This window comes from Janthinobacterium sp. BCJ23 (assembly GCF_059617945.1).
The window spans coordinates 1,270,958-1,292,525 of sequence record NZ_JCAQAW010000001.1 but is presented as its reverse complement, the minus strand read 5'-3'; the positions used below and the strand labels follow the sequence as shown (position 1 = coordinate 1,292,525).

The window sequence follows — 21,568 nt, the reverse complement described above, 5'->3', positions numbered from 1 at the left end:
CTTTTTTCATGGGCAAATGCCGCACAGAAATAATTATCCATTAAGCAACCAGTTGATTTAAAATATTTACCCTTTGCAATTTTTTGGACCGATCATGTTGAAACGCCTGCTGACAGCCCTGCTGTGCCTGACCCTCACCGGCCTGACGGCTGCCGCCCCTGCCGAAGAGAAGGCTGCCGCAACGGAAATGACGGCCGAGCAATTCCTTGCCCAGTTGCACCTGCAGCGCGGCAAGATCACCTTGCCAGGCGGTATCGCCACCCTGGATTTGCCCGCCAGCTTCCGTTATTTGTCGCCGGCGGACGCCGAGCGCGTGCTGGTCGAGGCCTGGGGCAATCCACCGGGCATGGAATCGCTGGGCATGATCGTGCCCGCCAAGACCAGCGTGCTCGAGCGTGACAGCTGGGGCGTGGTGGTGACGTATGAAAAGGAAGGGCATATCAAGGATGACGATGCGGACAGCATCCAATACGACGAATTGCTCAAGGATATGCAGGCGTCCGTGCTGGAAAATAATGCGGAGCGCAAGAAGCAGGGCTATCCCGGCATCCATCTGATGGGCTGGGCGGAAAAACCCAGCTATGCCAAGGATACGCACAAGCTGTACTGGGCCAAGGATTTGATGGTCGATGGCGGCGAGCACTCGCTGAACTACAACGTGCGCGTGCTGGGCCGTGAAGGCGTGCTGAACCTGAATGCGATCGCCAGCATGCAGCAGATCGCGACGATCAAGAAAGAGATGCAGCAACTGACGGCGTTCACGGAATTTACCGACGGTAACCGCTACACGGATTTCGACAGCAAGACGGACAAGGTGGCCGAGTACGGCCTGGCGGCGCTGGTGGCCGGCGGCGTGGCCAGCAAGCTGGGCCTGTTTGGCAAATTGCTGGCGCTGCTGCTGGCCTTCAAGAAAGTGCTGCTCCTGGTCGTCGTGGGCGGCGGCGCGGCCATCGTCAAGTTTTTCACTGGCAAGCGCAAGGACAAGCCGGCGCCGATACAGGCGCAGGAGTCCGTTGAACAGCCAGCGCATTTACCGGACGGCAAGGTCAACCTCGACAAGTAAAAGCAACTGGGCCGCTCGGTGCGCTGGCGCACACGGGCGCGCTGTCCGAAAACAGCGCCTCGGGTACACTGGCTCATCGTTCACTATCAGGAGTCCGCCATGTCCGTGTCCATGTATCAGGCAACCATTCCCGTCTTCATCCGCGGCTTGCGGGTCGTCTCGTCCCTGCTGGAAAAAGCGCAAGCCCACGTGGAGGAAGATGGCATCGTGCCCGAGATTTTGCTGGGCGCGCAGCTGGCGCCCGACATGCTGGATTTGACGGCGCAGGTGCAGCGCGCCAGCGATACGTCGAAGATGTCGGTCGAGCGCCTGAGCGGCGTGCCGGCGCCGAAATTTGAAGATAACGAAGCGTCCTTCGAGCAGCTACAGGAACGTATCGCCAGCACCATCGCCTACATCGACAGCGTGAATGCGGGCCAGATGGCGGGCAGCGCGCAGAAGGAAGTCGTGCTGAACTGGACCGACGAGGGGACAAAATTCTCGGGCGATGATTACCTGCTCAGCTTTGCCTTGCCGAACTTCTATTTCCACGTTTCCATGGTCCACGCCATCCTGAGAAACAATGGCGTGGCCGTGGGCAAGCTCGACTATCTGGGCCCGTACGATTAACGTTGCGGTTGCTGCTCGACTTGATTTTGCACCGCATTGCCCAGCATGCCGCCGCCGATCACGCCGGCCACCGTCGCCAGCGCCTTGCCGCGGCCGCCACCGACCTGATTGCCGATCAAGCCGCCGATGACGGCGCCCGTGCCGATGCCCACGTAGTTCGGTTGTGCCGGTGCCGGCGCAGGCACTGGCTGCGGCTGGCGCACGGGTTCGCGGTAGGCCGTGTCGCGGTAGCCATCGTTGTTGTCATTGTAGGCAGGGCGCGCTTGCGCCACTTGCGTGTGGTGCACGACGCGCTTGTGCACGACGGGCGCCGGGGCTGGCGCAGGAGCGGCTTGCGCGACGACAGGCGCGGCCACCGGTGCAGTCACGGGAGCAGCTAGGGCGGCGGCGCTGGCTGGCGTCATGGCGGCCACGTCGGCCGGCACGGCCGGCACATTCGCCCGCGAATTGGGCAGGATGCCGGCGATGGACGCCGCGCCGACCAGGCACAGGACCGTCACGGAAATGGCGGCGCCGGCCATCAAAGGGTGGATGCGGCTGGCGGTAGTCGTCGTGTTCATGTGTTCTCCTGGGGTGGTACTGCGGGTGTTATTGATGTGTCCAGATTAGCGGCCCCGCCCGCGCAAGGCTAGCCCTTGCGCTGTATCAAACGTAAGCAGGTGTAAGCCGCGCTTTTCAAAGCACAGTAGAATCGGTGCTTCCCCTTTTTCCGGAGTCCGCCATGAGCCAGCTATTCACGCCGTATGCCCTGGGGCCGCTGCACGTGGCCAACCGCATCGCCATCGCGCCCATGTGCCAGTACTCGGCCGACAACGGCAACGCCACCGACTGGCACATGATCCACCTGGGCCATCTGGCCCTGTCCGGCGCGGGCTTGCTGATGACGGAAGCGACGGCCGTCTCGCCCGAGGGACGCATCTCGGCCGAAGACCTGGGCCTGTGGTCGGACGCGAACCAGACTGCGCTGTCCAACGTGGTGCAGGCCATCCGCCGCCACGCTCCGATTCCCCTGGTGGTGCAACTGGGCCATGCGGGACGCAAGGCGTCGAGCCGCGCGCCATGGCAGGGTGGTTCCTGCGTGCACCTGGCCGAGGGCGGCTGGCAAACGGTGGCGCCGTCCGCCATCGCCCATGCACCGGGCGAAACCGTGCCGATCGCCCTGGACGAGATGGGCTTGCTGCAAGTGAAGGGCGCCTTTGTCGCGGCCGCTCAGCGCGTGCATGCGCTCGGCATCGAAGGCATCGAACTGCACGCGGCGCACGGTTATCTGCTGCACCAGTTTTTGTCTCCCCTGTCCAACCAGCGTACGGATGCGTATGGCGGCAGCCTGGAAAACCGCATGCGTTTTCCGCTGGAAGTTGTTGAAGCCGTGCGCGCCGCCGTGCCGGCCGACATGGCTGTGGGTGTGCGCATTTCCGCCACGGACTGGGTCGCAGGCGGCTGGGAAATCGAGCAAAGCGTGCGTTTCGCGCAGGAACTCAAGCAGCTGGGCGCCGACTTCATCCACGTCTCCAGCGGCGGCGTTTCGCCGCAGCAGCAAATTCCCGTGGGACCCGGCTACCAGGTGGCGTTTGCCGAACGCATCAAGCGCGACAGCGGTTTGCCCACGATTAGCGTGGGCCTGATCACGGAGGCGCAGCAGGCGGAAGACATCATCGCCAACGGCCAGTCCGACATGGTGGCGCTGGCGCGCGCCATCCTGTTCGACCCGCGCTGGCCCTGGCATGCGGCGGCCCAGCTGGGTGCGCAAGTGCAGGCGCCGCCGCAGTACTGGCGTTCGCAGCCGCGTGAATTCAAGAACCTGTTCGGCGACACGACCTTGGGGCAGCGCTAAGGGAACGGCTCTGCTACACTGACGCTTCTTTCCCATTTCTCCAGGACGCTTCGACATGCGCCATTGATACTGCCGTGCTGTGCACGGCCTCGCCCATCCCGCCACAGCGCATAGCGCCGCGCGGGTTCGCCAGCCTTGCTCAAGGAGTATCCATGCCCGCATTACTACAACTCGACCGTCTGTCCTTTGTGCTGCCCGATGGCCGCACCCTGTTTTCCGATTTGCAATTTAGCTTTGCCCCGCAACGTATCGGCCTCGTCGGCGATAACGGCGTGGGCAAGAGTGTGCTGGCGCGCCTGCTGGCGGGCCAGGCGCAGCCGTCTTCCGGCGCCGTGCGCTGCGACGGCCGCGTGCATTACGTGGCGCAGGAGCTCGATCCTGAGCGCTATCGCACCGTGGCGGCGCTCGCCGGCATGGACGACTTGCTGGCCGCGCTGGCGCGCATTGCCGAAGGCAGCGTCGATGAAGCCGACTATGCGCTCGTGGGAGAGCGCTGGGATGCCCACACCCGTTTGCGCCAGGCGCTCGATGCGCTCGATTTGCGCCATGTCGATGCCGCTACGCCAACGGCCAGCCTGAGCGGCGGCGAGCGCCAGCGCATCGCTCTGCAGGGCGCCTGGCTGTCGCAGGCGGACTGGCTGGTGCTCGATGAGCCGAGCAACCATCTCGATGTACAGCAGCGCGCCCGCCTGGTGGCGCAGATGGCGCGCTGGCCGGGTGGCTTGCTGCTGGTCAGCCATGACCGCAGCTTGCTCGAGCACGTCGATGCAATCGTCGAGCTGTCTAGCCAGGGCTTGCGCAGCTATGGAGGCAATTACGCGATGTATGCACAGCAGCGCGCGCTGGAACAGGCCGGTTTTGCTGCCGCCCTGCAGGCGGAAAAGGCGGGCGCCAGACGCGAACAGCGCGACGCGCAGCAGCAAGCCGAACGCCAGCAGAAACGGGTGGTGCGTGGTGAGCGCGAGGGGCGCGAAGGCAACCAAAGTAAGCTGCTGCTCGACGCACGCAAAGAGAAAAGCCAGGATAGCCAAGGCAAGTTGCGCCTGCGCGCGCAAGAGGCGCAGCAGGCGCGCCAGCAACGGGTGATGGACGCCAGCGCCCGCTGCGCGCCCGAGGCTGAACGGCTGTTGCTGGCGCCCGACAGCGCCGTGCCGAACGGCAAGCTGATCCTGGAACTGCGCGACGTGGTCTTGCCCTATGGCCAGGCGCAGCCTGTGAGCCTGGTCATCAGCGGCCCGCGCCGCCTGGCCGTGACGGGCAATAATGGCAGCGGCAAGTCGACCCTGCTGCGCGTGATCGCCGGACAGCTGGCGCCCGCCAGCGGCGAGGTGCTGTGCCATGCGCGGGTGGCCTGGCTGGACCAGCATGCCGGACTGCAAGACGGCGAATGGAGCGCCGTGCAGCGCTTGCAGGAACGCAATAGCACGATGGCGGAAGGGGACTTGCGCACGCGGCTGGCGCTGCTGGGCATTGCCGGCGCGCGCGCCACCATGCCCACCCACTTACTCAGCGGTGGCGAGCGCATGAAGGTGGCGCTGGCGGCCGAGTTGTATGCGCAGGCGCCGCCGCAACTGTTGCTGTTAGACGAACCCGACAATCATCTGGACCTGGCCAGCCTGCAGGCGCTGGAGCAGATGCTGCTGCAATATCGGGGCGCGTTACTTGTGGTTTCGCACGACCAGGCATTTCTGGATGCGATAAACCTTGACCCCGAGGGCTTGACATTGCACAAGTGACAATTTAATGAAAAAAGTCACGCTCGATGCCTGTAGAGCATGCTTCATGAACTGATGCTGAATTTTGTTTGATTGTCGGTATAATCCACTGAATAACCGGGCCTATTTGTGAACTAAAACTGCTGGTTCACCAATATGATGACGTTTAATCTGGCACTGTTGTCGGTCACTACCGCGCTGCCAGGGCGTCATCCTCCGTGCCCTGCCGTGCATGAATTCTGGTTTCGCTTATATTGTTTTCTTGGAGAAATAGCATGTCGTTTTACGAAAAACTCAAGGCCCTCAACATTGAACTGCCAGTCGTTGCCGCGCCAGCTGCCGCCTACGTGATGCATGCGCGCACGGGCAATACCGTCTTCCTGTCCGGCCACCTGGCCAAGAAGGATGGCAAGGTCTGGGTTGGTCAACTGGGCAAGGACGTCACGACGGAAGAAGGCAAGATCGCTGCACGCGGCATCGCCATCGAACTGATCGCCACCCTGCAAGACGCCTGCGGCGGCGACTTGAACAAGGTCAAGCGCATCGTCAAGGTCATGAGCCTGGTCAATTCCACCTCCGAATTCACGGAACAGCACCTGGTGACCAATGGCGCCTCGGAACTGTTCGTCGAAGTCTTCGGCGACAGCGGCAAGCACGCGCGCTCCGCCTTCGGCGTGGCGCAAATCCCGCTGGGCGCTTGCGTCGAGATCGAGCTGATCGCTGAACTGGCCTGACGCAGTAGCCTGACCACATGAGCATGCCGGCGCTTGCCGCCGGCGCGCCTTTTCCTCCTTTCCAGCAAGAGCGGAACCGCCATTGGGGTGGAGGGATCGGTGTATTCAAGAAAAAAACGGAGACACGTAATGAAAACGAGTGAACAAGGCTTGCACCGCGGCCTGGGCGAGCGGCAGATCCGCCTGATGGCGCTGGGCGCCGCGATTGGCGTGGGCCTGTTTTTGGGTTCCGGCAACGCCATCAAGATGGCCGGTCCCGGCATCATGCTGTCGTACATCATCGGTGGCGCGGTCATCTTCATGATCATGCGCGCACTGGGCGAAATGGCCGTGCACAACCCGGTCGCCGGCTCCTTCAGCCGCTATGCCCAGGATTATCTGGGTCCCCTGCAAGGCTATCTGACGGGCTGGAACTACTGGTTCCTGTGGCTGGTCACGTGCGTGGCGGAAATTACCGCCGTCGCCATCTACATGGGCATCTGGTTCCCCGACACGCCGCGCTGGATCTGGGCCCTGGCGGCCCTGGGTTCCATGGGCGCGATCAACCTGCTGGCCGTGAAAGCCTACGGCGAGTTCGAGTTCTGGTTCGCCCTGATCAAGGTCGTCACCATCATCCTGATGATCATCGGCGGCACGGGCATGATCGTCTTCGGTCTGGGCAACGATGGCGTGGCCATCGGTATCTCGAACCTGTGGACGCATGGCGGCTTCTTCCCGAATGGCGCGCAAGGCGTATTGATGTCCTTGCAGATGGTGATGTTTGCCTACCTGGGCGTGGAAATGATTGGCCTCACGGCTGGCGAAGCGGCCAACCCGAAGAAATCGATTCCAGACGCCATCAATTCCGTGTTCTGGCGCATTTTGATTTTCTATGTCGGCGCCTTGTTCGTCATCTTGTCGATCTATCCATGGAATGAAATCGGCACCACCGGCAGCCCCTTCGTCATGACGTTCGAACGCCTGGGCATCAAGACGGCTGCCGGCATCATCAACTTCGTCGTGCTGACGGCAGCCTTGTCGTCGTGCAATGGCGGTATCTTCAGCACGGGCCGCATGCTGTACAACCTGGCGCTGCAAGGCCAGGCGCCGAAGGCGTTTGCGGAAACCACGGCCAGCGGCGTGCCGCGCCGCGCCATCCTCGTGTCCGTCTTCGCGCTGCTGCTGGGTGTGCTGCTGAACTACCTGGTGCCGGAAAAAGTGTTTATCTGGGTCACCTCGATTTCCACCTTCGGCGCCGTCTGGACCTGGGGCGTGATCCTCGTCACGCAGATCCAGTTCCGCAAGACCCTGACGCCGCTGGAAATCAAGAACCTGGCCTTCCGCATGCCGTTCGCACCGTATGGCTCCTGGATTTCGCTCGCTTTCCTGGCGCTGGTGATCGGCCTGATGGCGTATTTCCCCGATACGCGCATCGCCCTGATGGTGGGACCAGCCTGGCTGATCCTGCTGACGGTGCTGTACTACGCGCTGGGCCTGACGCCGAAAGAGGGCCGCGACGACGTGCCGCAAGGCTACGAGGCAGGCTGGTCGCCGGCTGATGCGCCGCACGGCAAGAAGTAATTCAGCTGAACTGAGCTGAACCAGAAGCGCGCCCCTGCCCCTGCAGCGGCGCGCTTTTTCTTTCATAGAAGCAATATCTTCTTCGCCAGCACTCTTGCGTGTTTGGTGGCGCACGCCTGGCGTTGTTTCCATGCATCAAAGTTCTGTTTGGCTGTGCCGGTGAAAGCCCTATAATCGCTTAGTTTTGAAAATGGACGCGATCTTTCCGGTTTTTTGCCAGGTAGGGCCGGAGCGCTATTTGTTTTTACCCGTCATACGAATATGTGTGCCTCATAAAGGAATATTAGTGAGCCAAACCCTGGTCCAGAAAATTTGCCGCACCAAGCCGATCGATACTACGGTCGAATATGGTGAAGGCCTCAGCAGCAGTGGCTTGAGCCGGTCCATCGGCCTGTTTTCCCTCACCATGATCGGCGTCGGCGCCACCATCGGCACGGGCATTTTCTTTACCATGGTTGAAGCCGTGCCCAAGGCGGGCCCATCGGTCGTCCTGTCTTTCCTGATCGCCGCCATCACGGCCGGCCTGACGGCCTTGTGCTATGCGGAGCTGTCGTTCCGCATCCCCGCCTCCGGCTCCTCGTATTCGTTTGCCTACGCCACCGTCGGTGAGTTTCTTGCCTTCATCATGGCCGCCTGTCTGCTGCTCGAATACGGGTTGGCGGGCAGTGCCGTGGCCATCGGCTGGTCGTCCTACCTGAACAATTTCCTGGAAAATGCGTTTGGCTGGCATATACCCGAGATGCTGCGCACGCCGATGATCGTTTCCGGCCCGCATGGCATGGAGTTTCATGCCGGCCACATCAACCTGCCGCCGATCTTTTTGATCTGCATGTGCGGTTTCCTGCTGTTGCGCGGCGCCAAGGAATCGGCGCTGATGAACGCCATCATGGTCATCATCAAGCTGTCCATCCTCGTATTCTTCATTGCCATTGCCTTTTCCGGTTTCAACGCCGACAACTTCGTGCCGTTCTTCAATACCGACAATAGCAAGGGCTTTGCCGGCATGACGGGCGTAACGGCCGCGGCCGGCACCGTCTTCTTCTCCTTCATCGGCCTCGATACGGTGGCGACGGCCGGCGACGAAGTGAAAGACCCCAAGCGCAATGTCCCGCGCGGCATCCTGTATGGCTTGCTGATCGTCACCGTGTTCTATCTGCTGGTGGCCGTGGCCGCCCTCGGTGCGCAACAGGCGAAATTGTTCGAAGGCCAGGAAGCGGGCCTGGCGGTGATCCTGCAAAACGTGACGGGCAAGACCTGGCCCGCGCTGGTGCTGTCGGCCGGCGCCGTCATTTCCGTCTTCAGCGTGACCCTGGTGACGATCTATGGCCAGACGCGCATCCTGTTTGCCGTCAGCCGCGACGGCCTGATCCCGAAATCGTTCCAGAAGATCCACCCGCGCACTCTGGTGCCGGTCAGCAATACCATCATCGTCTGTCTCGTCGTGGCCGTGGTGGCGGGCTCCATCGATGCGACTTACCTGTGGGACATGGTCAGCATCGGCACCCTGACCGCCTTCATGGTGGTCTCGATCGCCGTGCCCGTGCTGCGCCACAAGCAGGGCGCGAACCGCATCGAAGGCTTCAGCGTGCCGTTCGGCCCGTATGTGATTCCCGGCCTGAGCGTACTCGCCTGCCTGTACATCATGCGCGATTTGCCGCATACGACGTTTGTCGTGTTTAGTATCTGGATGACGGTGACGGTGGCCATTTACTTCCTGTACAGCATGCGGCATTCGCACCTGGGCAAGAAGGCCCGCTAATGCAGTCTGTTCCATCCAAAACCGCCGCGCTTGCCGGCGGTTTTTTTTATTTCTAACCGGAATTTACATGATGAAAATAACTGATCTGGCCGCCTGCGGCTTGCTGGCAAGCAGCCTTCTGGGCACCACGGTACAGGCCGCCGCTGCAACCGGGCCGGCATTGCGCGATTACCGCGCTGTGGCCCTGTCGGCCAATGGCCAGCGCATCGCTGCCATCGAATCGAACAAGGCCGGCGAGCAAGCGCAGCGCCCGCACGCGGCCATCGTCGTGCGCGACGCCAATGGCGCCATCGTGCAGCAATTCGACCCGTGTGCCGTGTGTTCCTACGATAAGCCCAGCTGGTCGCCAGATGGAAAACAGTTGGCCTTCATCGGCTACGACGCCAAGGCGGGCACGGCGCAGCTGTACCTGGCCACCCTGTCGCAAGCGCAAGTCCGAACGTTGACCAGCATCAAGGGCGTGGCCAGCACGGCGCTCTGGTCGCCGGACGGCAAGCAACTGGCCTTGCTGGCCACGGTCGGCGCGCGCAAGCTGGCCGGCGCCGTCGAGGCGGGCGCGCGCCAGGTGGGCGAAGTGGGCAGCGAAGACGATGCCCAGCGCATCGCCGTCGTGCCGGCCAGCGGCGGCGAGCTGCGCTTGCTGTCGCCAAACGACACCTATGTGTATGAATACAGCTGGACGCCCGATGGCCGCGGCTTTGTCGCCACCAGCGCGCAGGGCAATGGCGACAGCAACTGGTGGGTCGCCAAACTCAGCCATATCGATGCGGCCACGGGCGCCCTGCGCGTGGTCGCGTCGCCGGCCATGCAGCTGAACCTGCCCTCGGTCTCGCCCGATGGCAAGACAGTGGTCTTCATCGGGGGCCTGATGAGCGATTTCGGTTCCATCGGCGGCGATATCTATACGGTCCCGCTGGCCGGCGGCACGCCGCGCAATCTCACACAAGACTATCGCGGCACCTTCAATGGCGTCGTCTGGCGCGGCGCCGGTTTGCTGGCAACGGCCCTGATCGATTCGCAGCTGGCGCTGGTGCCCGTCGATGCGCAGACCGGCCCCAGCCAGCCCGTGCTGCTCGGAGAAATCAGCAGCAGCGGCAGCGATGGTCGTCTGTCGTTCAGCGCCGATGGCTCGCAAGCGGCCGCCGCACAGGAAGATTTTACGCACGCTTCCTACCTGGTGGCCGGGCCGGTGGCCCAGCTGAAAAAGATCACGCGCGACAATGACGGTTTTGCGCCGCAGCTGACGGTGCAGAACGTGGGCTGGAACAACGAGCAATACAAGGTGCAGGGCTGGCTGCTGGGGCCGTTGAAGACGGACGCCGGCAAGCGCCACCCGATGGTCGTCAACGTGCATGGCGGCCCTGGCGCGGCAGCTTCGCCCCGTTACGTGGGCGCGGGCACCCAGATCCACGAATTGACGCAAAAAGGCTATTTTGTCTTCCTGCCCAATCCGCGCGGCAGCTTTGGCCAGGGCCAGGCTTTTACGCGTGCCAACATGGCGGACTTTGGCGGCGGCGACTGGCGCGACATTCTTGCCGGCATCGACGCCGTGCAAAAAGTGGCGCCCGTCGATGGCGAGCGCCTGGGCCTGATCGGCCATTCATATGGCGGCTTCATGACCATGTGGGGCGTCACGCACAGCGACCGCTTCAAGGCGGCCGTGGCGGGCGCTGGCGTGTCGAACTGGATCAGCTATTACGGCCAGAACGGCATCAACCAGTGGATGATCCCGTTCTTTGGCGCCTCCGCCTATGACGATCCGGCCGTCTACCGCAAGGCGTCGCCGATCGAATCGATCAAGGCGGCCAAGACGCCAACCCTGATCTACGTGGGCGAGCGCGACGTGGAAACGCCGGCCGCCCAGTCGCTGGAATTCTGGCACGGCTTGCGCGCCATGGGCGTGCCGTCCAGCCTGTTCATCTATGACGGCGAAGGCCATTCCTTCCGCAAGCCCGAGCACCAGCGCGACTTGCAGAAGCGTACTATCGGCTGGTTTGAGCGCTACCTCAAATAGCTTATACGTCCAGGCGCAGCTGCAAGCCCGTTGCCGTGTACGTCGGCGTCACCTTGAAACCCTCTGCGGTGACGCTGTCGAACTTGCCTTTCAGGCTGGCGGCCTGCAGCACGGTCAGGGTGTCGCCGGTGGCCGGCTTGTAGCCGTTCTGGAACGTCACCTTCAGGCTGCCGCCCGCCACCGTCATCTGGCCCGCCACGCTCAGGCGGCCTTGCTGCCCGCTGCCCAGCTTTAATTCCAGGTTGCCGGTGGCCAGCTGCGTGTACTTGCCGGCCAGCGCCAGGCCGGACGGGGCATTGCTGACCAGGGTGCCGCCGCTGACATACACGTCGCCCTTGCCGAAGGCCGTGGCCGACAAGCCTTCCAGGCGGCCCCCTTCCAGCTGCGTGCCGCCGCTCCAGCTATTGTTGCCGCCCAGCTTCAGGGTGCCCGTGCCTTGCTTGTTCAGCTTGCCCGTGCCGCCGATGTCGTTGCGCCAGCGGTCGATGGCGTAGAAGCCGCCCTTGGCCGCATCCATGCTGATGACGACATTGCCCGTGAAGACGGCATAGCCGTCGGCGGCGGCAAACAGGTTCAAGCGGCCCCAGCCTTCAGCATCGTCCATCACCGGGTAGCCCGATGGCAAGGCCGTTGTTTTCAGCACCATGCGGCGCTGCGCGTCGGACAGATACGGCAAACGCGTTTCCAGCAGCACTTCCGCGCCTTTCGGCACGACGGCTGGCGCATTGGCGGCGCCCGTTTGCGCGAAACCGAAGGTCAGGCGGCGAATATAGGCAGCCTTGGTGCTGGCGTAGTCCGCAAAGCGGTCGTTGGCGCCGGTGCCCGAATGGGCGTAGTCGTAGAAGGTGTCGGCCGTGGTGCCGGTTTTCGCCATCAGGGTCGTGTGCGCCTGCGTCACGGCGGCGGCCTTGGTGGCGGCCATTGCCGGGTCGAGCAGGTTGGCGGCGACGATGGCTTGCGCCTGCACGCGGCCGCTGATCACGTCGAGCGGCGAATGCATGCCGGCGATGATGCGGTTTTCACCGAGTTCCAGGCCCCGCGCCACCATTTCCTGGTAGCGCTCTGGCAAGGCATACGCCATGCCCAGCGCACCGCGCACGGCTTCGGCCGAATGGCCGCTGGTAAAGCCGCCATCGGTGGCGGGCGTGGCGCTCCTGGCCGGCAGCAGGGCCGGGATCACGGCCACATTGCTGCTCCAGCGGAACGGCCGCGCATATTTGTAGAAGCGCTTGGCCGGTTCCGTCGAGCCATTGTTGCCCATGGCGTTGACGAGGCCCACCACGTTGCCGAACTCGGCATTGGCGCTGCCTGCCACGCCCGTGTTGCTGCCGCTATCGTTGTAGAGCTTGCTTGTCGCGTCCGGCGCAATGTCTGTGATGCTGGTGGTCTGGCGCGCCGCGCTGCGCCAGGCGTCCGTCAGCGGACCCATGCCGTCGGTGATGCTGTAGCCCTTGCCGCGGCGGTCATCGAGGTAGGCGGCCAGTTCCTGCGCCGGCGTGCGGCTGGTGGTGGCTTTCACGACGAAATCGATGTTCGCATTGTGCACGCTGGCATTGACGATGGTGCCGCCCGGCGTGCCATCGTTGGGCACGCCCGTCCAGGCGGAAGGCACGACCGCAGGGAAGCCGTCCACGGCCGGCGCCGAGACACCGGCATCGACGATTTCCGTCAATGGTTTCCAGATGTCGAGCATGCCGGCCAGTACGCGCACGCCCGCATTCGTGGCGGCCGTGGCGTAGCGCGCGTCGCCGCGCTGGTTGCTGGCGATATTGTCGACAAAGGGGATGGCCGTGGCCGATGGCGGCGCCGTGTCGGGCGCGCCCTGGTCGGCGGGCGCGGCGGGAATGACGAGCGCCGTTTCCTCGTGGTCGGAACCGCCGCAGGCGGCAAGGGCGAGGGCGGCGCTGATGGCCAGCGCCAGCGGCAGGCGCCGGCTCAGGGGAAATGCGTGCATGGATGACCTTGGCTGGAAGTGGAAAACCATGGCAGCATAGAGAGGCCAGATGACCTCCTGATGACACCACTTGCGCCAGGGCGCTCCCAAAAAATTATCTTGGGGCCACGATATGCACGATCGCCGCGCTATGCACCACGATCTTGTCGGCATCGGCCTGCAACAGGCGGATGCGTCTTTTGACCAGCGGCCAGCCCGACCAGTCCACTTCGCTCACGGGCGGTGCGGCAGGGGCCGCCAGCGGGGCGCTGATGGCGGCCTTGTTGTCGAGCTGATCGAGTGCGCGCGACAGGGTCAGACACACTTGCGTATGGCTGTGGCCAAGCAGGGCGTTGACGGGTGCGACGGGCAGCTGGCTGGCATGGCGGCCCAGGATCGAGCGCAGCGCCGCCACGTGGGCGACCAGCAAGTAATTTTGCACGATGAACAGGTTGATGTCTTCCACGGCCCGCTGCTTGCTGGCCGGTTCGTCGAGCATGCGCACCAGCGCCGAGCTGAGCGCGGCCAGGCTGTCCATCAAGCGCTTGCGCTCGATGCGGTAGGCGAAGTCATCGAAACACTTTCCCTGCAGCAGCGCGAAGCTGGCCTGCATATAGCTGAGGTTCACGTTCAGCACCTGGCGCACGAGGCGCGGCAGGCTCTGGTATTCCCAGTTGGCCAGCACGAAGCTGAATACGGTGGCCACTGCCGCGCCGATCAGGGTGTCGATCAAGCGCTCGCTGACGAGGTTCGGGTTGCTGGGCGCCACCAGATGCATTTGCAGCAGAATCATCAGGCTGACGGCAATGGCCGTGTAGCGGTAGCGCAAATAGATGAAGGTGGGCGTGGCCACGATGGAGAGGAACAGGATGGCCATCAGCACGATATTGCTGTGCACGTAGCGGATCACGATGGCCGTGACCACGCAGCCGATGATGGTGCCGATGATGCGGTCGGCGCGGCGCTGGCGCGTCATGCTGAATGTGGGCCGCAGGATGATGACGATGGTGAGCACGATCCAGTAGCTGTGCGCCGCATACGGCAGCCAGTGGCCGATCAGCAGTCCCACCGAGATGGCCATCGACACGCGCAGGGCGAAGCGGAATACGGGCGAGTCCAGGCGCAGGTTGGCCAGCAGGGTCTTCAGTTCGTATTTCTGCTGTGACAGGAATGGCGCCATGTCCGCTCCGCTCCAGAACGGCACGTTGTCGTAGACTTTTTGCGTGGCCAGATGCAGCTCGGCGATCATTTTCAGAATGGCGCGGATCTTGTTGCGCTGCGCGCGCAGGGTGGCTAGCGCTTCCTGCGCAGCGTCGCCCTTTGCCTGCAGTCGGGCAATTTCCGCTTCGATGTCGGCCCATTCCTTGTCGTAGCTGATTTGCGCATACGAGGCGCGCTTGCGCGTGACGGCGTAGGCGACGGATTCAATGTCGCGCGCCGCCTTGTAGGCCAGGTCGTGCAGGGATTTCAGCACGTCGGAGTCGGCCAGGTGCTGGCGCAGCAGCGCGTAGTCCGTGTGCGTCGAGAGTATCAGTTCATACAGATCGAGCATGCAGACATGCACTTGCACGACGATGGCATCCTTGCTGTTCTTGTGGCTGCGCAGAATCAAATCGCGCGACGCCTGCTGGCGGTCGGCCAGGATGCTTTGATGGCGTACCAGCTTGTTGAACTGTTCCGTCAGATTGAAACGCGTGTCGTAGAAATCGGCCTTGATGTCGATGTAGGCGGCCAGTTCGAACAGGGCTTCGGCCAGCACTTGCTGCTTGATGCGGTGGCGCAAGACCCAGGCGATGGCCATGGCATAGGCCAGATAGATCAAGCCGCCCAGCATGAACAGGCCCGCGTGGTGGAACGATTGCTGCCACGTCATCTGATGCTCCATCGACATGGTCATGATGAACAGGGCGGCCAGTTGCAAGGGCATGGATTTCTTGCCGTACACCACCATCATGCTGGCGAGGAAACTGACGAGCACGAGCACCGTCATCAACAGCCACTGCACGGGCCCGCACAGGCTGATCAGGAGCGTTACGGCGCTGCACAGCAGTACGGAAGCGAGCATTTCGTTGAACTTGTGGCGCAGCGGGCTGGGCATGTCCATCAGGGTCGTGCACAGGGCGCCGATGCACACCGTCATGGCGGTGGCGCTGTCGCTGATTTCCTGGGTCAGCAAGGCCAGGCCGACCAGGCCGATGGCCACGCGCAAGCCCAGGTAAAAATAATGGCTGTAAATAAAGGTGCGCAGGTTCAGTGCGTAGTGCATGGGATTACCTTGTGGGCAGGGCACAGAAAGAGGCGCCGCACCGGGGTCTCCGATGCGGCGCCAGGATGTTGCAGTCGCTACAGCCCCGAGTTACATCAGGGCGATCACAGGATAACGCCGCCATTCCGGCTCGGCAAAGCGCTGGCAGTGCGCAAAAATGAAGTCGAGCACGGCTTCCTGATTGCTCAGCAAGGCCGGGTTGGCCGCTTTCCACTCGGAAAATTTTGCCGCCAGCGCCGGCTCGTCGCGCAGCAATTCGGATGCCATGTCCTCGAATACGTAGTCGGAAAACGCTTCTTTCTTCTCCAGCACGCTGTTGAAGAAGCCCCAGCGGAAGAAGCTGTCGTGCGCCTGCGGCTCCAGCGTTTCCACGGCGTAGCGCGCGTTGTCCTGCTCCAGGGACACGACATAATCGCCCGCCTGCACGGTGAACTGGCCCGTGCGCGCTTCCAGTTCCACCGTGTCGTGGAACATGTGGCCTTCGTAGGCAGTGGCGCGCGTACCGACCTTGGTGATGTGGTAGTAGCGCGCCGTTAGCGTCTGTTCGGCGGTGATGCGGCTCATTTCGACGCCGTTCCAGCGAAGCCGCTCGATGACTTCGCGCCACGCTTGCGGCACGACGTAGGCTTTCGGCGCGGCCACGGTGACGTCCGCATCGAAGCGGTTGTAATACTTGATATCGCGTTCCCACGGCTGCGAGCGGTCGTAGGACAGGCGCTGGTAGTCGCCGAGGATACTTGGCGTGTATTGCGCCGCATAGCCCTTGAAGGGGAAGGTCGACGGCTGTTCTTCGTTCATGCTCCAGTGGATGGGCCACTCGGCTTGCGTGCGTCCCGCCGCCTTGGCTTGCGCGCGCAGTTGCTTGATCTGTTCGCCATGTTTGACCGTGAACGCCATGGTGATGTCGAGCAGGGCGCGCATGGAAGCGTAGCGGTCGGCAAACGGTTTCAGCATGTGCGTTTCCGGCATGAAACCGATGACGTGGTGCAAGGCCGCAAAGCCGGTCGAGAAACGCGGTACTTCGAGGAACTCGGCGATGCCGTGGTCGGGGCTGTCCTTGACGGGGTTCACATACGGGCAGGTGGGCCAGCCGGCCTGTTCCATCTGCGCAAAGATGTGCGGCAGCATGGTGTCTTGCAGGAAGGGGCCGAGGCCATTGCCCAGCTTGTCCGTCTGCGTGTGGATCAGGGTCATCGTGTACGGGTAGTCGGCGCCGTTCGACGTATGCGTGTCGACCATCACGTCCGGGTCCCAGCTGGCCAGCAGGCGGTTGAACACTTGCGCGTTCAGGCTGTCGCACTTGATGAAGTCGCGGTTCAGGTCCAGGTGGCGGCTGTTGCCGCGGAAACCGAATTGCTCCGGGCCATCCTGGTTCACGCGCGACGTGTTGGCGCGGTTCAGGCTGCCATCGACGTTGTAGATCGGAATGAACAGCAGCACGGTGCTGCCCAGCGCCGCCAGGCGTTCCGGCTGCGTACACAGGTCGCGCACGATGGCCATGCAGGCGTCGATGCCTTCCGGTTCGCCCGGATGGATGCCGTTGTTGTTGAAGAACACGGTGCGGCCCGCGCGCTTGATCTGTTCGCGGTCGAACACGCCGTCCGCGCTGACGACGCCAGCATGGATGGGCACGCCCGAGTCGGACAGGCCGATCTGTTCGAAATGCAGCACTTGCGGGTAGCGTGCGGCGAGATCTTGATAGAAGGTGATGCATTCCAGCCAGGTCGTGGTCTGGTTGTGGTTACCGAGTTCGTAGGTCGTGCGCAAGTCTGGTGGCATAGCGGTCTGAGTCTGGGAGGGGGAAGGCGCGCTGGGTAAGCACGCCCGCTAGGGGCCAATTGTAGCACCGGCGTTGGCGCCTTGAGGCGCGGCAGAGGGACCGGGCCGGACTTGTGTTATGAATACGTTTCACGCACGAGGGAGGCGGCATGGGCAAGATGGCGATGGCGGCGGCGCTGTGGTGGGCTTGCCTGGCGGCACAGGCGGCGCCATTGCGCTTGCCAGTGGGCAAGGGACCGCTGGCGCAGGGCGGGTCCGTCACGGCTGCCGCGCAGGGCGCGCTGATACGCTACCGGGGCTGGCTGCTGGCCGTCGATGGCGCCGTATCGGAGCAGCGGCCCGACGTCGTACTGGCATCGGCGCAGGCGGGCCATGCACCGCAGCTGCAGATGGGATCCACGCAGCGCAGCTTGCCCCTGTGGTCAGCGTTCGAGCTCGTCAAGGGTAGCGCGCGCCTGCGCATCACGGCGCTGCCCGGCCCCGATGAGCTTCCCGCGCTGCTGCTGGACTTTGGCGATGGCGACTACCGCATCGTGATACCCGCCGCCCCCATCGCGCGGCAAGCCTATCCGCTGCTGGCGCAGCGCTTTCCCGGCGCCGACCTGGCCTTGCTGCTACAGGACGGCCGGAGAGTGATGCTGCCCTTGGGAAGTGGCCGTGCGCAGGTGTTTGGCGAGGAACAAGCGGTGCCGTACCGCTTCACCAAGGTAAAGCGCTAGGCGAAAAAAAGCCACTCCCGCAGGAGTGGCTCAGGCTAAAGCGCCCGTTGCCGGGTTATTGCTTCTTGTTATTCAGCGCCCATTTCTTTCAGCAGGTTGTCTGCGTGGTCGATGTGTTTCATGTTCCACAGCATGTAGCGCAGGTCGACCTGGATCGAACGGGTGTTGGCCTTGTTGTAGTCCCAATCGGAGATGATCGAGTCCAGGGTGCCGTCGAAGGCCAGGCCGATGAATTCGCCTTTGGCGTTCAGCGCAGCCGAACCGGAGTTGCCGCCGGTGATGTCCAGGGTCGCCAGGTAGTCGACCGGTACGGTTTTCAGCTTCGGATCGACGAATTTACCGAAGTCCTTGGCTTTGATCGCGGCCAGTTGGTTTGCCGGTGCATTGAACTCGCCCTGGCCCGTGGCTTTGGCGGCGACGCCATTGACGGTGGTGAAGGCAGACCAGGTGGTGCCGTCGGCGCCATGGTCGCGGCCGGCTACTTTGCCGAACGTCACGCGCAGGGTGCTGTTGGCGTCAGGATAGACGGCTTGGCCCTTGCTCTTCATGAAGGCGATTTTTGCTTTCATGTAGTTGGCGTACGCTTGCTGGATCTTGCCTGCCAGTTCTTCATCTTCCGCTTCGTTTTTCAGCGAATCCGGGTACATGGCGACGGCTGCCTGGATGAAGCTGTCCTTGCTGGCCTGAAATTCAGCTGGCGTGCGTTTCAGCCATGCTGCGCGCTCGGCCTTGTCGGCCAGCTTGCTGCCGGCATACAGTTTGTCCAGGGCGGCGGACAGGTCGGCTGGCGACATGCCGTCCTTGATGCCGATGGCGGCGTCGAAGCTGGCGCGGCGTTGTGCTGCCGGCTGCGCGGCGTACTTGGTCAGGCTGTTCAGTACCAGCGCCTTGTCGACTTTTTCATCGTAGGTGCGCTCGACCGAGGTGATGCCCGCTTCCAGGCGTGGCAAGTCGCGCGTCTGGTAGCCGGACTTGCGTTCCGTATCGGCCTTGGTGCCTTCGTTCGACAGGCGGTACAGGCTGCGAGCCGTGTTCAGCAGGCGTGGCTGTGCGTAGCTGAGGAAGAAATCGCGCTTGGTGTCGGCATCGCGCTCGGCGATCAGCTTTTCCACTTGCTCGATGTCGCCGGCAAATTCGGCCTTGCGTGCTGGCGTGGCGTTGACCCAGGTCTTCAGGGCTTCGTGTTCCGCCGTCTTGCGCGCCAGGAAGTCGCTGCCGGCGTACGAGTCCAGCATGCCTTGGCGGTTCTTGTAGTAATTGTTCACGCCGGCAACTTGACCCGCGTATTTCAGGGCAACATCCTTGTTGTCCTTGGTTTCGCGCGCGATGATGGCCAGGGTTTCGCCCGACGCTTTCACGAAGGCCGGGTAGTTCCAGTCAAACGTGTACGCCACTTCCGATGGCAGACGATGACGGTTGGTGCGGCCAGGATAGCCCAGGACCATGACGAAATCGCCTTCTTTCAAGCCATCCTTGGCCAGTTTCAGCACGTGTTTTGGCTGGTACGGCACGTTGTCCTTGCTGAAGTCGGCAGCCTTGCCGTCCTTGCTGACGTAGGCGCGGTAGAAACCGTAGTCGCCCGTGTGGCGTGGCCACATCCAGTTGTCGGTGTCGCCGCCGAATTTACCGACGCCCGCTGGAGGCGCGTGCACGAGGCGCACGTCGCGGATTTCCAGTTGCTTGATCAGGTAGAACTCCAGGCCGCCGTAGTAGGCGGACACGGTGCAGCGGAAACCCGCTTCTTTTTCGCATTCGGCGACCAGTTTCTTCTGGTTTTTCTCGATCGCGTCGATGCGTGCCTTGCCTTGCAGCTTGGCCACGTCGGCGGTGATGATCTTGTCGCTGACATTCGTCACGGCCGAGGTGACGAAGATGCGGCTGCCTGGGGACGCTGGCAATTCTTCAGCGAAAGTCTTGGCCAGGAAACCGTTGGCCAGCAAATCGCGCTCTTTGGTCGAATTGACCGCCACGCTGTTGTAGACGCAATGGTGGTTGGTGGCAACCAGGCCTTGCGGCGAGACGAACGACGCCGAGCAGCCGCCCAGGCTGACGATGGCGCCCATCGGGAATTCGGTCAGTTTGGTCAGGTTGGTCGGATCAAGTTTCAGTCCGGCCGCTTTCAGTTCCTTGGCTACTTGTGGCAGCTGTTGGGGCATCCACATGCCTTCGTCGGCGTGTGCGAAGTTGCTCAGGATGGCGAGCGCGATGAGAGATTTTTTCATTCGAGTTCTGTTCTTTTACATTGTAGGGAAGTCGGAATCAGCGGAGTACCCGCTGATTGTGCAGCGGGCGACATAGAGTATCCGTATCGAACTCGCACTAGTCAATCACATTTTCCGGGCAGCATGCTCGTATGTGCTTGCTTGAATGACATTATTTTGAGTGGCGCAGGGGCGGGAACCGGCTGCCAGCGCGCATTTTTCCGTGCGGCGGCTGTGGTATTTGTACATACGTGTCCTGGCGGCAATGAAAAATGGCCGGGCGCTTGCGCGGCCCGGCCATGTGTTGCTGCGCTCTTTTTGACTGCTTAGCGTATTTTGCCGCGGCGCAAAAGATTCACGATGCCCAGCAGGATCACGGCGCCCAGGAACGAGACCAGCAGCGACGCCAGGCTGAAATTGTCGCTATTGATGGTGCCCGTGCCGAACAGCGGGGCCAGCAGCCAGCCGCCCAGGAAGGCGCCGACGATGCCGACGATGATATTGAGGAAGATGCCCTGTTGCGCATTGGTTTTCATGACCATGCTGGCCAGCCAGCCAATGACGCCGCCAATAACGATCCAGATAATGAAATTCATGTAGTCCTCCGCGCGATGGATAAGTAGGTGTGCCATGTCAGAACAACATCATGCCAATGGATAGTGATGCCGCACGATAGAAAAGTCCAGCGGATTCGCATGGCGCATGCAAAAGCCCGCCTGGCTGCGGACAGCGAGGCGGGCTTGTCATGCGGCAAGGCCGTGTTTAATCGGCCTTGATCGCTTCTACCTGGATGGCCAGCTTGACTTCCGGCGAGAACGCCGGCATGCCGTAGTTCAGGCCAAAGTCGCTGCGCTTGAATTCCGCCGTGGCGTCGGCGCCGCACACTTCACGCTTGTAGCGCGGGTGCATGATGCACTTGAACTTGCTCACGTTCAGCTTGACGGGCTTGGTCACGCCCAGCAGGGTCAGTTCGCCATCGACTTCCACCAGCTGATCGCCGTTGAACTTGAGCGATTTGCTCTTGTAGGTGATTTCAGGGAATTTCTCGACGTTGAACATGTCCGCTTTTTTCGCGTGCGTATTCATGGCGTCAAGGCCGAAGTCGATCGAATCGGCATCGATGACGAGGTCCAGGCTACCCGTCTTGGCGGCGCGGTCCAGGGTGACCGTCCCCTTGGTCTTGTTGAACTTGCCGCGCCACACGGACATGCCCATGTGATCGGCTTCAAAGCTGGGGAAGGTATGCGTCGGGTCGAGGTTGTAGGTGTCGGTAGCGGCCATGGCCGAACCCGCGCCGGCGGCTGCCAGCACGGCGATCATCAAGTGCGAAAATTTCATGCAGATCCTATAGTTGAACAGGTTTTGGGGTTGTTTTTCATAAC

The 21,568-nt window shown here is 62.5% G+C and carries 16 protein-coding genes; 9 read left to right on the top strand and 7 right to left on the bottom strand.

Translation table 11 applies throughout. The annotated features are described in order from the left end of the window. The first annotated feature begins 94 nt into the window (after window positions 1-94). Both AC54AG_RS05805 and AC54AG_RS05800 read left to right on the top strand, forming a co-directional pair. The gene (locus AC54AG_RS05805; protein ID WP_496629694.1) at window positions 95-1,063 is read left to right on the top strand and encodes a DUF2167 domain-containing protein; all 969 of its coding nucleotides are present in this window, start codon (window positions 95-97) and stop codon (window positions 1,061-1,063) included. A 99-nt stretch (window positions 1,064-1,162) separates the two neighbouring features. Continuing rightward, window positions 1,163-1,672: a DUF1993 domain-containing protein gene (locus AC54AG_RS05800; RefSeq protein WP_034745557.1), complete on the top strand. Its 510-nt coding sequence runs from the start codon at window positions 1,163-1,165 to the stop codon at window positions 1,670-1,672. Here the strand turns inward: AC54AG_RS05800 and AC54AG_RS05795 are convergent. Next, window positions 1,669-2,232 carry a glycine zipper 2TM domain-containing protein gene (locus tag AC54AG_RS05795; RefSeq protein WP_496629693.1) on the bottom strand — a complete coding sequence of 188 codons (564 nt, stop codon included), beginning with the start codon at window positions 2,230-2,232 and terminating at the stop codon, window positions 1,669-1,671. The genes AC54AG_RS05800 and AC54AG_RS05795 overlap by 4 nt on opposite strands. Window positions 2,233-2,393: 161 nt before the next feature. Between AC54AG_RS05795 and AC54AG_RS05790 the strand changes: the two genes are divergently transcribed. The 6 genes from AC54AG_RS05790 (at window position 2,394) to AC54AG_RS05765 (ending at window position 11,288) form a co-directional block, all read left to right on the top strand. Then, the gene (locus AC54AG_RS05790; protein ID WP_496629692.1) at window positions 2,394-3,506 is read left to right on the top strand and encodes an NADH:flavin oxidoreductase/NADH oxidase; all 1,113 of its coding nucleotides are present in this window, start codon (window positions 2,394-2,396) and stop codon (window positions 3,504-3,506) included. Between the two features lie 152 nt (window positions 3,507-3,658). Then, on the top strand, window positions 3,659-5,242 hold the full coding sequence (locus AC54AG_RS05785; protein WP_496629691.1) for an ABC-F family ATP-binding cassette domain-containing protein: 1,584 nt from the start codon (window positions 3,659-3,661) through the stop codon (window positions 5,240-5,242). A 254-nt stretch (window positions 5,243-5,496) separates the two neighbouring features. Further along, a complete protein-coding gene (locus tag AC54AG_RS05780) occupies window positions 5,497-5,955 on the top strand; it encodes a RidA family protein (protein ID WP_034745569.1) in 459 nt (152 codons plus the stop codon). A gap of 129 nt (window positions 5,956-6,084) precedes the next feature. Next, complete coding sequence (locus AC54AG_RS05775) at window positions 6,085-7,515, top strand: amino acid permease (RefSeq protein WP_496629690.1); 1,431 nt, start codon at window positions 6,085-6,087, stop codon at window positions 7,513-7,515. 286 nt (window positions 7,516-7,801) lie between these two features. After that, window positions 7,802-9,274 (top strand): amino acid permease, encoded by a 1,473-nt coding sequence (locus AC54AG_RS05770; protein ID WP_034745575.1) that lies wholly within the window; start codon window positions 7,802-7,804, stop codon window positions 9,272-9,274. Between the two features lie 67 nt (window positions 9,275-9,341). Further along, window positions 9,342-11,288 (top strand): S9 family peptidase, encoded by a 1,947-nt coding sequence (locus tag AC54AG_RS05765; protein WP_496629689.1) that lies wholly within the window; start codon window positions 9,342-9,344, stop codon window positions 11,286-11,288. 1 nt (window position 11,289) lies between these two features. Here AC54AG_RS05765 and AC54AG_RS05760 read toward each other — a convergent pair whose 3' ends face one another. The 3 genes from AC54AG_RS05760 to AC54AG_RS05750 all read right to left on the bottom strand — a co-directional run bounded on the left by AC54AG_RS05760 (window position 11,290) and on the right by AC54AG_RS05750 (window position 17,266). After that, the gene (locus AC54AG_RS05760) at window positions 11,290-13,242 is read right to left on the bottom strand and encodes an acid phosphatase (RefSeq protein ID WP_496629688.1); all 1,953 of its coding nucleotides are present in this window, start codon (window positions 13,240-13,242) and stop codon (window positions 11,290-11,292) included. Between the two features lie 94 nt (window positions 13,243-13,336). Then, window positions 13,337-15,487: an FUSC family protein gene (locus tag AC54AG_RS05755; RefSeq protein ID WP_496629687.1), complete on the bottom strand. Its 2,151-nt coding sequence runs from the start codon at window positions 15,485-15,487 to the stop codon at window positions 13,337-13,339. A gap of 90 nt (window positions 15,488-15,577) precedes the next feature. After that, window positions 15,578-17,266, bottom strand: a complete 1,689-nt coding sequence (locus AC54AG_RS05750) for a M14 family zinc carboxypeptidase (RefSeq protein ID WP_496629686.1) — start codon at window positions 17,264-17,266, stop codon at window positions 15,578-15,580. Window positions 17,267-17,415: 149 nt separating this feature from the next. Here AC54AG_RS05750 and AC54AG_RS05745 point away from each other — a divergent pair, with 149 nt between their 5' ends. Then, the gene (locus tag AC54AG_RS05745; protein ID WP_338680032.1) at window positions 17,416-17,985 is read left to right on the top strand and encodes a hypothetical protein; all 570 of its coding nucleotides are present in this window, start codon (window positions 17,416-17,418) and stop codon (window positions 17,983-17,985) included. Window positions 17,986-18,053: 68 nt separating this feature from the next. Here AC54AG_RS05745 and AC54AG_RS05740 read toward each other — a convergent pair whose 3' ends face one another. The 3 genes from AC54AG_RS05740 to AC54AG_RS05730 form a co-directional block, all read right to left on the bottom strand. Then, complete coding sequence (locus AC54AG_RS05740; protein ID WP_034745584.1) at window positions 18,054-20,207, bottom strand: S46 family peptidase; 2,154 nt, start codon at window positions 20,205-20,207, stop codon at window positions 18,054-18,056. A gap of 305 nt (window positions 20,208-20,512) precedes the next feature. Further along, the gene (locus tag AC54AG_RS05735) at window positions 20,513-20,782 is read right to left on the bottom strand and encodes a GlsB/YeaQ/YmgE family stress response membrane protein (RefSeq protein ID WP_034745587.1); all 270 of its coding nucleotides are present in this window, start codon (window positions 20,780-20,782) and stop codon (window positions 20,513-20,515) included. A gap of 166 nt (window positions 20,783-20,948) precedes the next feature. Next, complete coding sequence (locus tag AC54AG_RS05730) at window positions 20,949-21,524, bottom strand: YceI family protein (protein ID WP_034747598.1); 576 nt, start codon at window positions 21,522-21,524, stop codon at window positions 20,949-20,951. Window positions 21,525-21,568: the final 44 nt, after the last annotated feature.

What these genes read in the sequence shown, in the direction of transcription:
- AC54AG_RS05765 (WP_496629689.1), top strand. Translation starts at nt 9,342, where the DNA reads ATGATGAAAATAACTGATCTGGCCGCCTGCGGCTTGCTGGCAAGCAGC.
- AC54AG_RS05780 (WP_034745569.1), top strand. Translation starts at nt 5,497, where the DNA reads ATGTCGTTTTACGAAAAACTCAAGGCCCTCAACATTGAACTGCCAGTC.
- AC54AG_RS05745 (WP_338680032.1), top strand. Translation starts at nt 17,416, where the DNA reads ATGGGCAAGATGGCGATGGCGGCGGCGCTGTGGTGGGCTTGCCTGGCG.
- AC54AG_RS05750 (WP_496629686.1), bottom strand. Translation starts at nt 17,266, where the DNA reads ATGCCACCAGACTTGCGCACGACCTACGAACTCGGTAACCACAACCAG.
- AC54AG_RS05755 (WP_496629687.1), bottom strand. Translation starts at nt 15,487, where the DNA reads ATGCACTACGCACTGAACCTGCGCACCTTTATTTACAGCCATTATTTT.
- AC54AG_RS05760 (WP_496629688.1), bottom strand. Translation starts at nt 13,242, where the DNA reads ATGCACGCATTTCCCCTGAGCCGGCGCCTGCCGCTGGCGCTGGCCATC.
- AC54AG_RS05730 (WP_034747598.1), bottom strand. Translation starts at nt 21,524, where the DNA reads ATGAAATTTTCGCACTTGATGATCGCCGTGCTGGCAGCCGCCGGCGCG.
- AC54AG_RS05775 (WP_496629690.1), top strand. Translation starts at nt 6,085, where the DNA reads ATGAAAACGAGTGAACAAGGCTTGCACCGCGGCCTGGGCGAGCGGCAG.
- AC54AG_RS05790 (WP_496629692.1), top strand. Translation starts at nt 2,394, where the DNA reads ATGAGCCAGCTATTCACGCCGTATGCCCTGGGGCCGCTGCACGTGGCC.
- AC54AG_RS05800 (WP_034745557.1), top strand. Translation starts at nt 1,163, where the DNA reads ATGTCCGTGTCCATGTATCAGGCAACCATTCCCGTCTTCATCCGCGGC.
- AC54AG_RS05795 (WP_496629693.1), bottom strand. Translation starts at nt 2,232, where the DNA reads ATGAACACGACGACTACCGCCAGCCGCATCCACCCTTTGATGGCCGGC.
- AC54AG_RS05805 (WP_496629694.1), top strand. Translation starts at nt 95, where the DNA reads ATGTTGAAACGCCTGCTGACAGCCCTGCTGTGCCTGACCCTCACCGGC.
- AC54AG_RS05785 (WP_496629691.1), top strand. Translation starts at nt 3,659, where the DNA reads ATGCCCGCATTACTACAACTCGACCGTCTGTCCTTTGTGCTGCCCGAT.
- AC54AG_RS05735 (WP_034745587.1), bottom strand. Translation starts at nt 20,782, where the DNA reads ATGAATTTCATTATCTGGATCGTTATTGGCGGCGTCATTGGCTGGCTG.
- AC54AG_RS05740 (WP_034745584.1), bottom strand. Translation starts at nt 20,207, where the DNA reads ATGAAAAAATCTCTCATCGCGCTCGCCATCCTGAGCAACTTCGCACAC.